Raw genomic sequence first — 17,012 nt, forward strand, 5'->3', positions numbered from 1 at the left:
CGTTTACCAATAAAAAACAATGACAGCAACCAATGCTGCAATATAGTAACCGGTATTTGCATATCGTTTCATTTTTTTAGACAGTGTATCCTGTTCAAGTTTTTTAATATACATAATGACTGCCAGCATGAGGAGCATGATGATTAAATCTGTTAATACGTAGCCATCCTGTGACCTGAGAATAAGAGAAATGAAAACGATCGCAGCTGCTATATTGGCCCCGATCACGATCAGTGGTGAGGTCTTTTCATTCAATGGAATCACTCCCTGAGATGAGGCTTGTTGCTCTTATTGTAGTGGACGTGGTGGGGGAAGTAAAAAAGCGGGTTCGGTGGATGGGCTGGTGAAGGAATTAGTCTTAACATTGATGGAATCATTCGGTCGTTGTGCCAAGCCCGGCCTTCCGCCTCTAACAAACCTCTGTCATAATCATCTTCACCCTCCAACATTAATAACATTCTGTGACAACAAGCAAAAACTGTTTTTCTGCAAAAGTTCTGCACATTCTTTGGGTAGATTAAATAAGAATCATACATTTGGAGGGATAAAACAGATGAGAAACAAACTAATGATGGGAACGATCGCACTTACGCTTAGTGCTGGACTGGCAGCTTGTGGCGGCAACGAAATGGATGACAACATGAATGAGGACATGGAAGAAAACATGGATGAACAAATGGAAGATATGGAAGAAAACATGGATGAACAAATGGACGGTATGGATCACTCAGGCATGGACATGTCTGGCTCGGGCGAAGTGCCTGAAGGGTTGGAAGAAGCAGAAAATCCAGCTTTTGAAGCAGGCGATACAGCGATTATTACTGAAGCGCACATGGAGGGGATGGAAGGAGCAGAGGCAACGATCGTAGGTGCATACGACACAGTAGCTTACAGCATTTCCTATGATCCTGCCAATGGAGGAGAACGCGTTGAAGACCACAAGTGGATCATTCACGAAGAGATTACAGAAGCTTCAGAGGAACCGTATACTGAAGGTGATGAAGTACAGGTTGAGGCTGAACATATGGAAGGAATGAACGGTGCCACAGCTACGATTGATTCAGCGGAAGAAACAACAGTCTATATGATTGATTTCACGCTGGAATCAGGTGAAGAAGTAACGAATCATAAGTGGGTAACAGAAGAAGAATTATCTGCAGAATAAGTAAAAGCTGAGGGAGTATATAATCTCCTTCAGCTTTTTTCGTCTATCAGTTGACCCACTTATACCCGACGCCCCAGACGGTCTGCAGGTGGTTATCTAAAGGGAAGCCTGTTTTTCGCAGCTTGTCCCTGAGGTTTCTCACATGGGAATCAACTGTCCGGCCATCAGTCCAGGCTTCATATCCCCAGATGATTGTTACGAGTTGTTCTCTTGAATAGGCGCGCCCCGGATTTTTCAAAAACTGACCAAGGATCGAGAATTCCTTTGGTGTCACTTTTATTCGTTTCCCGTCAAAGGAAAGCTCGTGAGAAAATTCATCCCATATGAGTCCCTCGCATTCTATTCTTCTGGCAAAATCATCTGATGTTCTTCTGAAGACTGCATGAATTCTGGCCACTAGTTCATCCTCATCAAACGGTTTTATAATATAATCGTCTGCCCCGGCTTGCAGGCCTTTCACAATATCTTCTTTTTCATGAAGTGCTGTCAGCAAAATGATTGGCACATCTGAGAATCTGCGTACCATTCTGCACGTTTCAAACCCATCCATTACTGGCATCATCACATCTAAAATGATTAAATCAGGTTCTTCATTTCTTACAAGTGCCACAACTTCTTCTCCGCTGCGCAATTTTATACATTCATAGCCGAGTGGCTTCAAATAAAGTTCCAATAAATCAAGCATTCGCTTTTCATCATCTACAAGTGCGATTTTTTTCATGAGGCGACTCCTTTCAAATCAATGATGATGCTTAAGCCGGAAGACGTATTTTCAGCTGTGATCTTTCCGTTGTGAGCTTCAACGATTTCTTTTGCAATAGTCAGACCCAGTCCCGTGCCACCGGTTTCTCTATTCCTTGATGTGTCAACTCTGTAAAGACGGTCAAATAGGAATGGAAGGGCTTCTTCACTGACGCCTGGCCCTTCATCAATAACCACTATGCGGTCTTGATTGACAGTGATTTGAACTGTTTGCCCTTCAGGTGTGTATTTCAACGCATTGTCCATCAGATTAATGATGACTTGCTCGAATCGATTACGGTCAATCTTTTTCGTAAAAGTATGGGGTGTAGTGAACAGCAGTGTGATTTGTTTTTCATCAAACACAAACTGCAGCCGGTCAATGATCCCTTTTATAAATGCTGTCATTTCCGTTCGTTCCGGTTCGATTGTAAAGCTGTGTTCCTCCATTCTTGCAAGTTCGAATAGATCTTCAATCAGCTTATGGAGGCGCTCTGATTCTTCATAAATAATTTCACCATATGCAGACTCTTCTTTTCTTAACAGGCCTGCGTACCCTTTGATGTAGGTGATAGGTGTTCTTAATTCATGGGCAATGGAGGTTAAAAATGCTTTGCGTGATTTCTGTATCTGATGCAGATCACCGGATATTTTCGTAATAGCCAGTGCAAGCTCCCCTATCTCATCATTCCGTTTTGTTTCGGGAACAGTAATCACAGCACCTTCACTTAACTTGCCGGCGGCCTGTCTGATCGAGAGCAGCGGTCTGGTAATGAGGTGACTCAGGAAATAAAGGCTCAAAACTAAAAAAATACCAGTCAGCAATGCTGCAATCAAAAAATGGCGGTTTAAGTCGCTGATCAGTGACTGTATTTGTTCTGTCGGTTCAAGCATGATCACCCTGCCACCGCCATCGATCAGACTGATACTTGCAAGAAAGGGTTCGTTGCGCCAATCATCTTCTGCAATTCCTTCATTCGCGTCCAGCCAGTCTTGGGATACATGTTCATCTGCCTGGTTGGAAGCTCCTGCAACCTGACCGCTTTCATCAAGAATGACAACATCAGTTATCGCCTTTTCTTCCATCATCACAACATGCTCGATCGTCCGCTGGTCAATATTCTCAGACAATACATCACGATGACTATCGCCGCGCTGATGCAGACTTTTAAGTTCATTTTGCACCTGCTGATCTACAAGCCGGTTATGCATCACGAATAATGACACCACCAGAATAATGGCAATGCCGGTTAGGTAAAAAAGATTGATCTTTAAAGATAACTTACTCATGTCCGCACCTCATCTCATATAACGAGTATAAGACCATTTTGTGCAGAAAATATGCAGAATTCCAGGTTTTTTAATGAATATGGTTAAATTTGTTTGGCAGAAATGTGATCGGGAAAGATAATAATAGAACCTACATAAAGGAGGAGTTCCAAATGAATCAGCAATATCAGGATTGTCTTGAGGCTTGCAAGAAGTGTCTGGAAGCCTGTAACCATTGTTTTGATGCCTGCCTGAGTGAAGAAGATGTGAAGATGATGGCGGATTGTATCCGCTCAGACCGTGAGTGTGCAGATGTGTGTGCACTTGCTATCACTGCCATGCAGTCAAACAGCCCACATGTACGTGAGATTTGTGGACTGTGCGCAGAGATTTGTGAATCGTGTGCAGATGAATGCGCCAAGCATGACCATGATCACTGTCAGCAATGTGCAGAAGCGTGCCGTAAATGTGCGGAGGAATGCCGTAAGATGGCGGTGTAATATAAAGAATAGAAAGCCGGTGCATGTATATTGCACCGGCTTTTTACTATGCGCAATAAATGAAGTAATATATTAAGTAATATCTTATGTAGGATTGTGATATAATTTTTCAAAAGGAGGAAGTCAGTATGCCTAACATTAAACCAGTTTCAGACTTAAGAAATTACAACGAGGTATTGAAAGATATAAGTGAAGGGGCTCCGGTTTTTTTAACTAAAAATGGACGGGGGAGATTTGCAATTGTAGATATTAATGAATATGAAAAAAGTCAGGCTACCATTAAACTTTTAACTGAATTGTTAAAGGCGGAAAAGTCAGTGGAGAAAAATAACAGTTGGTTATCGGATGAGGAGATTAAAAAAGAACTGGGGCTGAACGAATGAGAAACATTAAAATCAGCCCCATTGCTAAAAATGACTTATTAGAAATTAAGAATTACATTATTTCTGAGTTTGACCACCCCGAAGCTGCTCAAAAACTCCTGTCAGATATCATTCAATGCTACGAAACGTTAAAGTCATATCACTTAGCGGGGATGGAACTCGCCTTAAAAATTTCTATACCAACAGATTATCGATATTTAATATGCAATGATTATCTGGTCTTCTATAAGTATGACCATCACTTTATATTCATTTATCGTATTATTGCCTCAAAAAGAGATTTCATCAGAATTCTGTTTGAGAAAGAATGACTGATAAAATCAACAAATCTTTACAGCACTTTCCTCAAATTCAATTCTATTCTGCTGATTTCAAAAACAACTTCTCCCCAACAAAAGTAAACACTGTAATCCCCACAGCAACAGCTACAATCAGCCAATCCTGCTGCAACTTCACCCAAACAAAAGCTGTTAGCACAATTGCATCTATGATCAGTGCGCCTGTGACAATACTGCGGTTTGCTTCAACTTTTCCTTTCAGCTTTTTCAACACGCCCCAATGAATAATCATATCCATAATGAGATAAAGAATGACGCCAATCGCTGCGATCCTGCTTAAATCAAATAAGATCGTCAGGGCCATTGCAAACACAATGGTGTATACAAGCGTATGTTTTTGAATATCACCCGGCATGCCAAAGTGTCTGTGAGGAATCAGTTTCATATCAGTCAGCATGGCAAGCATTCTTGATACGGCAAAGACGCTGGCGATAATTCCTGAAACAGTCGCAAGGATGGCGATGATGACTGTAAACCAGACGCCTGCGTTTCCAAAAGCAGGTCTTGCTGCTTCAGCCAGCGCATAATCTTTTGCTTCAATGATTTCAGTAATTGACAGGCTCCCTGATACAGCCCATGCCAGTAGCACATAGACAGACAGGCTGATAGCAATTGAAATCATAATCGCCCGGCCTACATTTTTCTTCGGTTCTTTAATTTCAGAACCGCTGTTTGTAATCGTTGTAAATCCTTTGAATGCAAGAATCGTTAGTGCAATGGCTGCGATGTAGCTTGCAGGGGAAAGGTCAGGCGGATTGCCACCTGGTTCGGCTGCTTCAAAAGAGAAGCCTGCTGCCCACAAACCTGCAATTGCAAAGATAGCCAGACCTGCGATTTTTAACAGTGACATGATGGAAGTAAACGTCTGGATAAACGAATTACCTGCAATATTGATGAGAAAGGCAGTGGTTAGTAAGCCTACACCCAATGCCGGTACAAGCCAGCTTCCCGAATCCGTACCGAATAACTGAAGTGTGTATGTACCAAACGTTCTAGCAACCAGGCTCTGATTAATCACCATGGATAATGCCATTAATAAGGCTGCCCCGGCAGTAACAGTCGTTTCGCCGTATGCTTTCACGAGAAACATGCCGATTCCGCCGGCAGAAGGGTATTCATTACTCATCTTGATATAGGAATAGGCACTGAATGCTGTTGCGATCCCTCCTGCGATAAACATCAGTGGAAACCATGCTCCTGATAGTGCAGCAACCTGACCAAGTAAGGCAAAAATACCGGCGCTGATCATCACACCGGTTCCAAGGCCAACTGCCCCGGTTAGTGTAATACTATTTTTCTTATACTCACTCATGTGATCAACTCCTTTGTAGTGTCTTTACCCTCAAAGTTTGCAGAATAGATGCAGAGTGTGGAGAAATTGAAATGGTTTTTGTATAAGATTAGCGGGACATATTTGGCGTTGATATAAGATATATTCCTTAAATAGGAAACCGATGGACTTTTCATCCGTAAATACCTATTAAAGGAGTCGATTCAATTGTTCTATATCGTTCTTGGAGGAATGGCTTTTATCATCATTGTCCTGCTGTTACTGATCAGCAAATTTCAACCTTATTCAGAGTTCATGAATGATTTTAAAGAAGGGTCGTTTAAAAAACTTATTACGATCCTCTCAACAGCAATGGTTCTGGCACTATCGTATGGCATTTACTACGAAGTGACCAATCAGCCGCCTTTTCTGGATGTTCAGTTGGGAGGTCAGCAGTATACGATCTTTGGTGATATCGGGGATATGGGTTATTACACCAGTAATTTAATTTATCAGGGCAAAGAAACTGAATTACATATTGTCTCCTGGGAGGAAGAGGATCTGAATGGAGCGGAAATCATTGTTCAGTATCCGTCAGGAAAAGAAGAGATATGGACAGCTGATTTAACCTCATTAGCATCAGCTTCCATATCAGGATTGCGTGACCGGTATGGAATAAAAGATATATATCGCGCTGCACGTTACGCATTTAAGGAAAAAGGGATTGTTGAACTGAGCATGATGGACGGGAAAAAAGAAATAGAAGAACTGAAGATAAAAGTGAGGTGACCTCACAAAGCTTAGAGTTCTGTGTCTTCAGTTCACATCCCCTTGAAATACATAAGGAGCGGACGACTTCGCTAACTGTTCTAAGCCGTCTCTGTAATAAGGCACCCAGCGATCAGCTTCCCTGAAAGTCATCCATTTCACATCTGCTATGGTTTCAGTGTCCTGAATAGCGATTTCCCCACCTGCTATGCTTGCGGAAAAAGTGATGAAAATGGCATGGTGCTGTTCTTTCGTCATGAACGCTTCATTGACTGTCAGGATCCGGCCGAGCTCAACTTTCAGGCCGGTTTCTTCCTCGGCTTCACGGACTGCTGCGTCATGAAGTGTTTCACCGGGCTCAACAGACCCGCCAGGCAGTGACCAGTTATCGTACTTTTTATTATGAACCATCAATACTTTTTCGTTCGTTTCGTCAAAAATGAGTGAATATACAACATCGATTCTTTTCATTGTAAGCCTCCAGTTAATTAGTTTGTAACGTGATTTCCACTACTTCAGGCCGGTTGAAGATCCGGAATGGAATGATGCTGTTGCCAAGACCGTGGCTGACGAGTAGGGTGGATCCATCCATTTCATAGATACCTGAAGTGTACTCAGGGAACAACCCCTGATCTGGTGCAACGACTCCGCCAAGAAATGGAATTCTGAACTGTCCTCCGTGAGCATGGCCTGAGAGAATCAGGTCTGATTCGTATTCACGGTAAAGTGAAAACAATTCAGGTCTGTGAGCCAGCAAGATCGTAAATTGTTCAGTATCCCTCTCACTGAATGTCTGCTGCAGATTTTCTTCAGCTGCTGTAGCATCAGAAATAACTGGGTCTTCAACGCCGGTTAATAGGAAGGAATCTTCTTCGTATGTAATCGTCACTGTCTCATTCGTCAGCACCTTCACTCCAGTCGCAATCAGCTTTTCTCTTAAGCCATCATACTTGCCGGACCGCTCTTCATGATTACCTGACACATAATACACAGGAGCAAGCTGAACCATTTCTTCAGCAAGTGTCAGGGCAGGTTCTTCATTGTACCGCCTGGAATCAATGATGTCACCAGTAATGACGATGATATCCGGTTTTGCCTGCTTGACTTGATCAACCAGCTTCTCCTGATTTTCTCCAAAAGACTTGTTGTGGAGATCTGACAGCTGAATGATCTTATAGTTTTCAAAGCTTTCGGGTAATTTTTCAGAAGTGATTGTATATGAGCTGGTGGTGAGTGCGTTATTCTGGTAATTAAAAAAGACAACCAATATCGGTACAGTCAGCAAGATAATCAGCCATTTTTTGTTTTTCATTTGGCCCTCCTGATTAAGAGTTACATAGTGAAGTATACGAAAAACAGCTGAATAAGTTTCAAATTGAGGGATAGGCTTAGCGAATAAAAAAAAGCTGCCCCATCTATAAGGCAGCTTCCTGCATCAAGCAGCTTTCTTCTTTTCCTCTGTCTTATTAATCACGCTGGAGCCTACAAGGTCACCTGTGACATTCAGCATCGTTGCACCCATTCCGACCAGTACATCAATCGCTGCAAGCAGTGCGACAGCTTCCATCGGCAGACCGATCTGGGCAAATACTGTAGCGATCATGACGATGCCGGCACCAGGTACACCTGCTGTTCCGATTGAAGCAAGCGTTCCGACAAGTACGACCATCAGCATTTCAGTGATGCTGAGCGGCTCACCAATTACGTTAGCAGCAAACACTGCAGAGACTGCAATCCGGATCGCAGCACCATCCATATTGATCGTTGCGCCAAGCGGCAGGCTGAAGCCGTATAAGCTTTTAGACAGTCCAAGATTTTTGGCTGCATTCAGCGTCAGTGGGAGCGTACCTGAACTGCTTTGGGTGGCAAATGCAGTCAGCATCGGTGTTCTGGCTTCCTTAAAGAACGCAGCAGGGCTGATTTTAAAAAGTAACAAGACTAAAATATAGAGTGAGATCTGTACAGCGATTCCCACATACAGCACCATCACAACGTTCCAAAGCTCAAGCAGGATTCCTGTACCCTGCGTTCCGACTGTGTTCGCAACGATAGCAAATACACCAATTGGGACATATTGCAGCACACCGCGCACAACGAACATCGTTGCTTCGTTCATTCCATTCGCAACATTGTATACCTGCTCACCAAGTAACTGTGTCTCTTCTTTAGAGCGAAGATAGGAAATTGCAATACCGAAGACAATCGCTGTAAATATAATGCCGAGCAGATTGAATTCTGAGAATGCTGTCACGATATTCGATGGTACAATACTGAGCAGCACACTGACGATTCCCGGGTTTTCCGGCGCTTCAAATGTTTCACTTGTATCGAGTACCATGCCTGTACCGGGTGAAAACAGCGAAGCTACAGTCAGTCCGACAACAATTGCAAGTGCTGACGTTCCCGCATAATAAAGAAATACCTTCCCGCCCATGCGGCCAAGTGAATTCAGCTTTGTCTGGTTCACACCTACAATTAATGTGAACAAGATCAACGGCAGAATTAAGAAGTTCAACAGATTCATCAGCAGATCGCCAAGTGGTGTCAGCACAGATGCGTCTTCTCCGAAAATAAATCCGACCAATGCACCAATGATCAGGGCAATCGTTACTTTTAAGATGAGCGAAGCATCCAAATACCCTTTCCAGATCTTTTTCAATGGAATCCCTCCTGTAATTAATTTATATTTTAACACCTTAAAGTCTCATTAATCAGGTCGGGATTAAAGGTAATATAATAGAAAGAGATTGTCAAAGGAGTTGCCTGATGAAATTTCATCAAAGCCGAATCATCCCACTGTATCCTCCAGCGCTTCATTTTTCACCTCAAGAATATACTCGCTGAATACTCGATCTCTTCCACCTTGTTTCTTATACCATTCCTGAATCCGTGCTACATGCTCACGGTCACCTTTAATTCTGGTTTCGATTTCCACATAATCTTCGTAGCTGTCATACTCCCAGATCGCAAACACTTCAGTCGTCCCATCCTTCTGATCGCGCATCCACCGTCCGATAAGGCGTGTGCCATGCTTCAGCTGATTAGGCAGATTGGTCTGGTTGAAATGATCATTAAACGTTTCGATAAATGAATTTTTGACGATATAATGCTTTCTTCTGTAAAACAAATGCGTTCACTCCAATTTTTAGAAATAGACTCTATGATTCTTTCTGTTAAAAACAAGGAGATTCCTGCATGAATAGAGAATAAGATGAATTGAAACAGGGGGGGATGACAATGTATCAGTATTTTAATGGTCTGGTGATCAGGGAAGGAACGGGAGGAATACCGGCATCTGAAGTGGAAAAGCTGTTTCAGGAAGCAGGATGGGCCCGCAGGATTCCAGACTGGCAAAAAGAGAAATACACGCTGATGTTCGAACATTCGACATGGGCGTTTACAGTATGGGATGAAGACAACATGGTTGGCATGATCAGAGTAATTTCAGATCAGGTGATGGCAGCTAACATCATGGATCTGGTTGTCTCGGGTGATTATCGCGGCAGGGGACTGGCCAGAAAATTAGTAGAGCTCTGTGTGCAAAAACTGCCCCACGGCGACTGGTTTGCTCATACCTCAGCGGATAACTTTCCGTTTTATCAAAAGTGCGGCTTTGAAGTGAAGGACCTGTCTCAAAATGGGACATGTGCTTATTATGGATATATGAAAGCAAGGGAAGAGGGACATCGTTGACAAGGGGATTAAAGTTTAACTTAGATAAAGATTTACTTGATAAGCTTGAGGTCATTACAGGCAGCATTCATCGTGCTCACATGATTGATGAACAGGGGTGGACATCAGCAGTCCATAAGATCTCAGCAGTAAACGGAACCTATATATTAAAGAGTTCATTTAAAGAAAAATACCGTGAATGGCTGAAGACAGAAGCAGAGGTGCTTAAGAAACTTAAAAGTCAGCAGGAGATTCCTGTGCCGGAGTATGTGCATTACATAGAAGAAACGGGACGAAACCACTTACTAATGAGTTATGAAGAGGGGATGACACTGACAAAAGCGTTAAGGGAAGCTGTCAGTCATGATGAGAAAAAACAGCTGATGAAAAGCTTCGGTCAGCTGCTGTACTGGCTTCATGAAACAGAAACTGCTCACTTTGAACTTACCGGTGATTGGCTTGAAGAAGAATTGAAAAGGGCAGAGCGTTATCTTGAGGCAGGGGAGTGCGACGGGGACAGGGAACTGCTTGAAAAACTGAAGGCGAATCGACTTGCTGAAGTTAAACAGACGGTTATTCATGGAGATTGTACAACAGACAACGTCATGGTCAGGGACGGAGAAGTGAGACTGTTTATTGATGTAGCCGGAATGACAGTTGGAGATCCCCGCTATGATGTGGCGCTCGCGATTAGAAAAGTAATGGCTGACAGTGAACTGACGGAGGCTTTTTATGAAGGGTACGGACTGTTTCGTCTGAGTTCGAGAGAGTTTAATTATTTTGAGAACGGATTGTATGAGTTTTTTTGATGAAAAGGGGCGAAATTAATGGGTGTCTTTTTTGTAATTTTAGGCTTTGCAATCTTTGTTTTTGGAGCTGTTACACCAATTAGTGACTTCATCACAATTCCTTTATTTACAGCAGTGACAGGGTTTGGGCTGTGGTGGACTTATCGGGAAAAAAGACGGCAAATTGTTGAAGCGAGAACATCAAAAAAGCAAAACACATGGCTGGCATAGCATGGGTTTTGCTTTTTATTTTATAGTCTGAGTATTTCCTGAAATGCAGAGATACTAATCAGAATAGAAGCGCCAAAGCTTATATAACCAATCCACTTCTTATCTTTTTGAATTTCTTCAATTCCCATTAACAGAATCATCATAGCAAAAGACAGCATCATCCAGCCCAGAAACATATTGCTGTCTGTGATAAGACCGTGCATGGCAAATGCAAAAGTCAGCAAGGCCGAGCCCATACTCAGGATTTTTAGCGTCATGTATTCAACCCCGTTCATTTAGCTATTTTTCTACATTTATTATACCACATAAAAAATTCCATTTTCTTCTGAAACCTTTTCTTCTCACATCAGTCTAACTGCTAAAAACTCAACGGTTTAGATGAAGGAGGATATATATGTACTGGGAGACCTTGCCTATATTGTTTTGGGGGATATACTATAGTTTTTTAACAATCATTTTCATCACAGCGGTAGTCAGATTAGCAAGAAAGAAGAAATTCATAATAGAAATATTGGTTCTATTCTTTGTGTTTGCTATCCCAATCGTCGGCTTTCTATTCAGTTTTGACTCCGACAGGCCGATTGAGCAGAATGAATTTGAATTCTTTCTGGCACAATTGCAGACAGGAGCTGCCTGGACGATTTTTTCAGTTGCAGGGTATTGTATGCTGCTGGGCTGGTGGATAAAGGGATTAACTGAAAAGCGCAGAAGTATGGTTTGAGCAATTATTGTATTTAAGCGTTCTGATGAGCCTATTCTTAAGGAAAGGTTCATCAGAACTATTTTTATTTAATAAACAGTAAAAATTTATTGTTTTTCAATATATAACATGCTAGAATTTCATTAACAATCGAGTATTGAAATGTGAGAGGTGTCTGATATGAGTAAAAGTTCAACGATGTTTTTGAAATTTGTTTTAGTCGTGCTTGCTCTGGCTGCACTTGCAGTTTGTGTGTTTTTACTGCCGGCACTTTGGAGAGGCGTGGCAGGGGATGAGATGTTTGCTGACTGGGTACGTGGTATTATTATAGGGATGTATGTATCAGGGATTCCTTTTTACTTCGCACTGTATCAGTCATTCAAGCTGTTGAATCTGATTGACCGGAACAATGCTTTTTCAGATAAAGCTGTCGTCGCATTACGAATGATTAAGTTCGCTGCGCTTGCAGTCAGCGGGATCTATACAGCAACGATGCCCTTCTTCTTTATGATTGGGGAATATGATGATGCGCCAGGTGTGATTGTTATTGGAATGGCGATCATTTTTGCATCTTTCGTAGTTGCTGTATTCGCATACGTTCTTCAAAAATTATTAAAAAATGCAATCGATATTAAAATCGAAAATGATTTAACGGTCTGAGGTGAATATAGATGGCGATCGTGATTCATATTGATGTCATGCTGGCAAAGCGGAAGATGAGTGTGACAGAGCTGACTGAAAAAGTCGGCATTACCATGGCAAACCTTTCTATTTTGAAAAACGGAAAAGCAAAAGCGATCCGCTTTTCGACACTGGAAGCGATCTGTAAAGCGCTGGACTGCCAGCCTGGAGATATCATTGAGTATGTACCGGATGAAAACACCTGATGGAAAAGCTGAGACTGCAAATGGCAGTGTCAGCTTTTTTGATTGATTTGATAAAAAAAGGAAGTTGATTCATACTGTTAATCATTAGGTGATTGAAAGCATACATGTTAAGGAGAAGCGTATGAAAGCAATGTTCATTAATAGACATTTTGCAAAAATGTGGTATTCAAATGCCGCTTCCATTCTGGGCGACAGATTCAGGGAGATTGTGATTCCGTTAATCGTATTGGGACTTTCAGGTTCCCCGCTCATTACAGCGCTTGTCGTGATGTCGCAGCAGCTCGGTGCACTATTATTTGCTGTGCCGGTTGGCGTCTGGGTAGAAAAAAGAAATAAACCTTTGATTGCGGCTGTGGCAAACTTTTTGTATGCGATTGGTCTATTGTTTCTCGCTTTTTTCATCCTTTTTGAAAGCAGTGTATTGGTCGCTTTCACTTTATTTGTGATGGGACTGCTTGCACTGATCAGCCGGACGGCATTTAACACGATGATTCCGGCTGTTGCCGGACGTAAAAACCTGATGCCAGCCCATACGAGTCTTGAGGCTGCAGACGCAGTGACCACGTTAGCGGGACCGGTGATAGGAGGATTGTTATATACATATACAGGGTCATTTGCCACGCTGGTTGTTTGTGCCTGCCTGTCATGTATTTCGTCACTTTTCCTGTTCAGGTTGAAAAGTGAATATAGCTTTAAGTCTGCAACGGATTTATCTGACCAGACAAATCAAATACATAAAAACAGATTTTTCAAAGAAGCATCTGTAGGCTTCTCTTATCTTTTCTCAAGTGTTCCGCAGCGCATTCATGCACTCGCAATCTCTGTATTAAGCTTTTCAACGGTTTATATTATGCTGCTTGTCGTCATTCATGGCGAGACAGTAATGAATCTATCCGCCGCTCAAATAGGATTGTTATTGTCGGCAGCGGGAGTTGGCAACATCATCGGCGTTTTGTTATTAAAATACTTCCAGCAGACGAATTGGATTCTGTTGTTAAGTGTACTGCTCGGACTGTCCGGAATTGGCGTGCTGATCGTATTCCTATCAGATTCATTTTGGATGGCATTTCTTGGCGTGCTGATATTTGATGGCGCATTATCAATGGCATTTGTTATACAGGGGGCGGCTCATCAGGGTATTACGCCGGATGATGTGTTGACACGGATTCGCAGTGCCGCTTATGTGATCGGCGGATTATCCGGTCTTGCAGGAACATTTTTAGCAGGGTTTATTCCTGAGCTGTCAAATACTGCAGTCGCATTGGGGATGGGTTCGGCAGTCCTTTTGCTGCCTGCAATCTATATGAGTTTCTTCAAAAAACGGGGGGCTGCTGTAGAGAGCCTGGAGCCCATCAATATCGGCGGAGGAGAAAAATAAATGAATGTGAACTTTAATGTTGATTGGAATGTGATCAGTATCATCACTAACCTGCTGGCCTGGATTGTACTGGTGATTTTAGTGACCAGAACTTATCGAAAGCAGGACACCGAGGAGCGGCAGTAATAATGGAGACTTTGTTTTCAGACTGCCTGATCTGTATGAAGAAGAGCTTGAATAGGAAAAGGCACTGCTCAAGCGGCAGTGCCTTTTCTCACGTCTGATATTACCAGGGGTATAAATCGAGATCAATTTCAGCATGAACGGCAGCTGCGAATTGCACAACATCAGCAGGGAAGAAGAGCGCAGGTGCCTGGCCGTTAAACATTTCGCTGACGACCACAATGCGGCAGGTGGCATCATACGCTGTGCGTAATTGATTGATCAGGGCAGTTTTTTCACGCAGCGGGTCAATGACTTTTTTGTAGCTTTCGTCCATGAATAGATCCTCCTGATAACCGCTGCTGATGCTCCAGGAACCGCGCTTTCTGTAGTGATAAAAGGAGTCTTCAACCCAGTCCCCTTTATGGTAACTTTCTGATGGTGTCATATTAAGCTGCTTTGTGACAGCTTCCGTGTCCAGGTCTGGTGCAGTGATTTCAAAGTAAATCATTGTTTTAGTTTTATCCAATTTAATCCTCCTAGATATGCCTTAATAGTTACTTCACTGTGTTAACCTTATATTCCTTTTTATGATGGAAATTTTTATAATCTAATAAAAATCTCTATTCAAATCAGCTTTGAATTGTGCTACAATTACGACAACTAATCTGATCGGAGGTGAAAGGGAATGAATCAATCTGCTGGAATGGCATGTGAAAAGCGAATCAGCTGTCTGTATTTTTCACGTGCGCTAATTTTTGATTTTGCCAAATACGGGAGAAGTCTGTCCATTTTTAGTAAAAATCAAAAATACACCAGCTGATGAACCATTCTTTTTCGCTATGCGCGGGGAGACTGTCTGTTGATCAGGCAGTCTTTTTTGTGTCTAAAAAGATGTTCCCACAGCTGATAACCTGGAGGAACGGAATATGTTATTAAAAGCAGAGAGTATCGCCAAAATGATGGGCGGTAATACGATATTTGAACATATGACAATTGAAGTGAAGGATTCGGAAATCATCGGGCTTGTAGGACCGAATGGATGCGGAAAAACAACGCTGCTCAAGCTGTTGACTGAAAAAGAACCAGTGGATACAGGAAGAATCATTAAGAAAAAGGGTCTTACACTTGGGTATCTTCACCAGATTCCATCCTTTCCTGAAGGCTGGACAGGAAACGATGTCCTGCTGACGGCTTTTGAAGAAGTGATGGCGGTTGAAATGAAAATGAAGGCAATGGAGGAGGAGATGGCTGCTGCTTCACCGGAGACACTCGACCGCTTACTGAGTCAGTATGGTGATTTGCAGGAGCAGTTTGCACTGCTTGAAGGCTATGAGCGTGATGCGAAAGTTCAGGCTGTAATCAATGGACTTCAGCTCACCAGACTTGTCGCGATGCCCTTTAAAAACCTGAGCGGTGGTGAGCAGACAAAGGTTATGCTTGGGACCATTCTGCTGACAAATCCTGATCTGCTGGTGCTCGATGAACCGACGAATCACCTGGATATGGACGCGATTGAGTGGCTTGAAACGTTTATCAAATCACATAAAGGCGCTGTTCTTATGGTGTCGCACGACCGTCATTTTCTTAATCAGACAGCGACCCGCATTGTGGAAATTGAGGACGGCGAGCCTTACAGCTATAAAGGGAATTACGATGCGTTTGTTAAAGCAAAAGAAGAGCGGATTATGCAGGAATTTCACCAGTACGAAGAGCAGCAGAAGAAGATTAAAAAGATGAAGGAAGCGATCCGCAGGCTGAGACAATGGGCGAATGAAGCGAACCCGCCTAATGAAAAGCTTTTTAAGAAAGCGAAAAGCATGGAAAAAGCACTTGAGCGGATGGAGCGTGTGAAAAAACCTGTGACTGTTAAGAAGATGTCGCTAACGCTTGATGCAGCTGACCGTAGCGGGAAAGATGCAGTCACTTATGAAGCGGTTGGAAAGCGGTATGATCAATGGCTGTTCAGAGGTGTGAACCTGTCTGTCAGATGGCAGGACCATATAGGGATTGTAGGCGGAAACGGTGCCGGTAAGTCCACGTTAATTAAAATGATCACAGGAGATATACAGCCTGACGAAGGTGTCTGCCGCATTGGCAGCAATGTAAAAGTCGGTTATCTGTCTCAGTTATTTTCATACAGCGACCCTGGTCTGCGCGTTATTGATGTATTCAGGGAGCATGTCTCAATGACTGAAGGAGATGCCCGTCATGTGCTGGCAAGATTTTTATTCTATGGATACGACGTCTTTAAAAAAGTGGAGAACTTAAGCGGTGGAGAGCGGATGCGCCTGCGTCTGGCGCAGCTTATGCATGATGAGATTAATCTGCTGGTGCTGGATGAGCCGACAAACCATCTGGATATCGAATCGCGCGAAGTACTTGAAGAAACACTGCAGCAGTTTGAAGGTACGATCATTGCTGTATCTCATGACCGCTACTTCCTGAACGCAATCTTTGACCGGACCGCCTGGATTGAAAATGGGAAGCTCACGGTATATGAAGGTGCTTATGACTGGGCAAGAGGAAAGCGGCCGCAGCCTGTTGTGGAAAAGAAAAAAGAAAAGCCTGTTTCAGCAGCAAAACCTGTTGTAAAAGAACAACAGGCGCCTGATACCGAAGAGCAGATTGCCATGCTTGAAAAACAAATTGAAGCTATGGATCTTGAAATCGAGTCAGTTGGTGAGGACTGGGAGGCTTATGAAAGGCTTAATAACGGAAGGCTAAATCTGCAAACTGAGCTTGATCAGCTGTATGAGGAATGGTTGATGCAGGAATCGTAACAATAGATAGCATATGAGCGCACTGTCATTTACAATT

25 protein-coding genes are annotated in these 17,012 nt (G+C 42.8%); 15 read left to right on the plus strand and 10 right to left on the minus strand.

What is annotated here, in order from left to right:
- Positions 1–3: 3 nt before the first annotated feature.
- Positions 4–255 (minus strand): hypothetical protein, encoded by a 252-nt coding sequence (locus JOD21_RS06905; protein WP_204728909.1) that lies wholly within the window; start codon positions 253–255, stop codon positions 4–6.
- A 298-nt stretch (positions 256–553) separates the two neighbouring features.
- Between JOD21_RS06905 and JOD21_RS06910 the strand changes: the two genes are divergently transcribed.
- A complete protein-coding gene (locus tag JOD21_RS06910; protein WP_041121628.1) occupies positions 554–1,165 on the plus strand; it encodes a YdhK family protein in 612 nt (203 codons plus the stop codon).
- A 46-nt stretch (positions 1,166–1,211) separates the two neighbouring features.
- On the opposite strand, the gene JOD21_RS06915 is transcribed toward JOD21_RS06910, so the two are convergent.
- Complete coding sequence (locus JOD21_RS06915; protein ID WP_041121627.1) at positions 1,212–1,886, minus strand: response regulator transcription factor; 675 nt, start codon at positions 1,884–1,886, stop codon at positions 1,212–1,214.
- A complete protein-coding gene (locus JOD21_RS06920; RefSeq protein WP_204728910.1) occupies positions 1,883–3,196 on the minus strand; it encodes a sensor histidine kinase in 1,314 nt (437 codons plus the stop codon). The genes JOD21_RS06915 and JOD21_RS06920 overlap by 4 nt, the downstream gene beginning before the upstream one ends.
- Positions 3,197–3,348: 152 nt before the next feature.
- Here JOD21_RS06920 and JOD21_RS06925 point away from each other — a divergent pair, with 152 nt between their 5' ends.
- The 3 genes from JOD21_RS06925 to JOD21_RS06935 all read left to right on the plus strand — a co-directional run bounded on the left by JOD21_RS06925 (position 3,349) and on the right by JOD21_RS06935 (position 4,369).
- Positions 3,349–3,675, plus strand: a complete 327-nt coding sequence (locus JOD21_RS06925; protein WP_041121625.1) for a four-helix bundle copper-binding protein — start codon at positions 3,349–3,351, stop codon at positions 3,673–3,675.
- A 128-nt stretch (positions 3,676–3,803) separates the two neighbouring features.
- A complete protein-coding gene (locus JOD21_RS06930) occupies positions 3,804–4,058 on the plus strand; it encodes a type II toxin-antitoxin system prevent-host-death family antitoxin (RefSeq protein ID WP_041121624.1) in 255 nt (84 codons plus the stop codon).
- A complete protein-coding gene (locus tag JOD21_RS06935; RefSeq protein ID WP_041121623.1) occupies positions 4,055–4,369 on the plus strand; it encodes a type II toxin-antitoxin system RelE/ParE family toxin in 315 nt (104 codons plus the stop codon). The genes JOD21_RS06930 and JOD21_RS06935 overlap by 4 nt, the downstream gene beginning before the upstream one ends.
- Before the next feature lie 46 nt (positions 4,370–4,415).
- Here JOD21_RS06935 and JOD21_RS06940 read toward each other — a convergent pair whose 3' ends face one another.
- Positions 4,416–5,708: an APC family permease gene (locus JOD21_RS06940; protein WP_204728911.1), complete on the minus strand. Its 1,293-nt coding sequence runs from the start codon at positions 5,706–5,708 to the stop codon at positions 4,416–4,418.
- Between the two features lie 186 nt (positions 5,709–5,894).
- Here JOD21_RS06940 and JOD21_RS06945 point away from each other — a divergent pair, with 186 nt between their 5' ends.
- Positions 5,895–6,455: a hypothetical protein gene (locus JOD21_RS06945; RefSeq protein WP_204728912.1), complete on the plus strand. Its 561-nt coding sequence runs from the start codon at positions 5,895–5,897 to the stop codon at positions 6,453–6,455.
- Positions 6,456–6,482: 27 nt separating this feature from the next.
- On the opposite strand, the gene JOD21_RS06950 is transcribed toward JOD21_RS06945, so the two are convergent.
- The 4 genes from JOD21_RS06950 to JOD21_RS06965 form a co-directional block, all read right to left on the minus strand.
- On the minus strand, positions 6,483–6,905 hold the full coding sequence (locus JOD21_RS06950) for an NUDIX hydrolase (protein WP_204728913.1): 423 nt from the start codon (positions 6,903–6,905) through the stop codon (positions 6,483–6,485).
- 13 nt (positions 6,906–6,918) lie between these two features.
- Positions 6,919–7,746, minus strand: coding sequence for a metallophosphoesterase (locus JOD21_RS06955; RefSeq protein WP_204728914.1), 828 nt, complete (start codon positions 7,744–7,746; stop codon positions 6,919–6,921).
- A gap of 123 nt (positions 7,747–7,869) precedes the next feature.
- Complete coding sequence (locus tag JOD21_RS06960; protein WP_204728915.1) at positions 7,870–9,093, minus strand: dicarboxylate/amino acid:cation symporter; 1,224 nt, start codon at positions 9,091–9,093, stop codon at positions 7,870–7,872.
- Between the two features lie 129 nt (positions 9,094–9,222).
- Positions 9,223–9,561 carry an NIPSNAP family protein gene (locus JOD21_RS06965; RefSeq protein WP_204728916.1) on the minus strand — a complete coding sequence of 113 codons (339 nt, stop codon included), beginning with the start codon at positions 9,559–9,561 and terminating at the stop codon, positions 9,223–9,225.
- A 110-nt stretch (positions 9,562–9,671) separates the two neighbouring features.
- Between JOD21_RS06965 and JOD21_RS06970 the strand changes: the two genes are divergently transcribed.
- Genes JOD21_RS06970 through JOD21_RS06980 form a run of 3 tightly spaced genes read left to right on the plus strand, consistent with a single transcriptional unit; the run spans position 9,672 to position 11,125 of the window.
- Entirely contained in the window at positions 9,672–10,127 is a 456-nt protein-coding gene (locus JOD21_RS06970) for a GNAT family N-acetyltransferase (RefSeq protein ID WP_204728917.1), read from the plus strand.
- Positions 10,124–10,915, plus strand: coding sequence for a phosphotransferase family protein (locus JOD21_RS06975; RefSeq protein WP_239581461.1), 792 nt, complete (start codon positions 10,124–10,126; stop codon positions 10,913–10,915). The genes JOD21_RS06970 and JOD21_RS06975 overlap by 4 nt, the downstream gene beginning before the upstream one ends.
- An 18-nt stretch (positions 10,916–10,933) precedes the next feature.
- The gene (locus JOD21_RS06980; protein ID WP_204728919.1) at positions 10,934–11,125 is read left to right on the plus strand and encodes a hypothetical protein; all 192 of its coding nucleotides are present in this window, start codon (positions 10,934–10,936) and stop codon (positions 11,123–11,125) included.
- 20 nt (positions 11,126–11,145) lie between these two features.
- Here the strand turns inward: JOD21_RS06980 and JOD21_RS06985 are convergent, their stop codons facing one another.
- Positions 11,146–11,382: a DUF3953 domain-containing protein gene (locus tag JOD21_RS06985; protein ID WP_204728920.1), complete on the minus strand. Its 237-nt coding sequence runs from the start codon at positions 11,380–11,382 to the stop codon at positions 11,146–11,148.
- Positions 11,383–11,519: 137 nt separating this feature from the next.
- Here JOD21_RS06985 and JOD21_RS06990 point away from each other — a divergent pair, with 137 nt between their 5' ends.
- The 5 genes from JOD21_RS06990 (at position 11,520) to JOD21_RS19435 (ending at position 14,216) form a co-directional block, all read left to right on the plus strand.
- Positions 11,520–11,846, plus strand: coding sequence for a hypothetical protein (locus JOD21_RS06990; protein ID WP_204728921.1), 327 nt, complete (start codon positions 11,520–11,522; stop codon positions 11,844–11,846).
- 159 nt (positions 11,847–12,005) lie between these two features.
- Complete coding sequence (locus tag JOD21_RS06995) at positions 12,006–12,485, plus strand: DUF2975 domain-containing protein (RefSeq protein ID WP_041121613.1); 480 nt, start codon at positions 12,006–12,008, stop codon at positions 12,483–12,485.
- Between the two features lie 11 nt (positions 12,486–12,496).
- A complete protein-coding gene (locus JOD21_RS07000; protein ID WP_041121612.1) occupies positions 12,497–12,712 on the plus strand; it encodes a helix-turn-helix domain-containing protein in 216 nt (71 codons plus the stop codon).
- A gap of 121 nt (positions 12,713–12,833) precedes the next feature.
- A complete protein-coding gene (locus tag JOD21_RS07005) occupies positions 12,834–14,090 on the plus strand; it encodes an MFS transporter (protein WP_204728922.1) in 1,257 nt (418 codons plus the stop codon).
- Positions 14,091–14,216, plus strand: a complete 126-nt coding sequence (locus JOD21_RS19435; RefSeq protein WP_275579574.1) for a hypothetical protein — start codon at positions 14,091–14,093, stop codon at positions 14,214–14,216.
- Between the two features lie 100 nt (positions 14,217–14,316).
- Here JOD21_RS19435 and JOD21_RS07010 read toward each other — a convergent pair whose 3' ends face one another.
- Positions 14,317–14,721, minus strand: coding sequence for a DUF4279 domain-containing protein (locus JOD21_RS07010; RefSeq protein ID WP_204728923.1), 405 nt, complete (start codon positions 14,719–14,721; stop codon positions 14,317–14,319).
- 177 nt (positions 14,722–14,898) lie between these two features.
- On the opposite strand from JOD21_RS07010, the gene JOD21_RS19625 reads away from it, so the two are divergent.
- On the plus strand, positions 14,899–15,015 hold the full coding sequence (locus JOD21_RS19625) for an RAxF-45 family protein (RefSeq protein ID WP_380269510.1): 117 nt from the start codon (positions 14,899–14,901) through the stop codon (positions 15,013–15,015).
- Between the two features lie 106 nt (positions 15,016–15,121).
- Positions 15,122–16,975, plus strand: a complete 1,854-nt coding sequence (gene abc-f / locus JOD21_RS07015) for a ribosomal protection-like ABC-F family protein (protein WP_204728924.1) — start codon at positions 15,122–15,124, stop codon at positions 16,973–16,975.
- The last annotated feature ends 37 nt before the right edge of the window (positions 16,976–17,012 follow it).

The sequence above is a fragment of the Jeotgalibacillus terrae genome, assembly GCF_016908195.1.
In the GTDB taxonomy this organism is placed as follows: domain Bacteria; phylum Bacillota; class Bacilli; order Bacillales; family Jeotgalibacillaceae; genus Jeotgalibacillus; species Jeotgalibacillus terrae.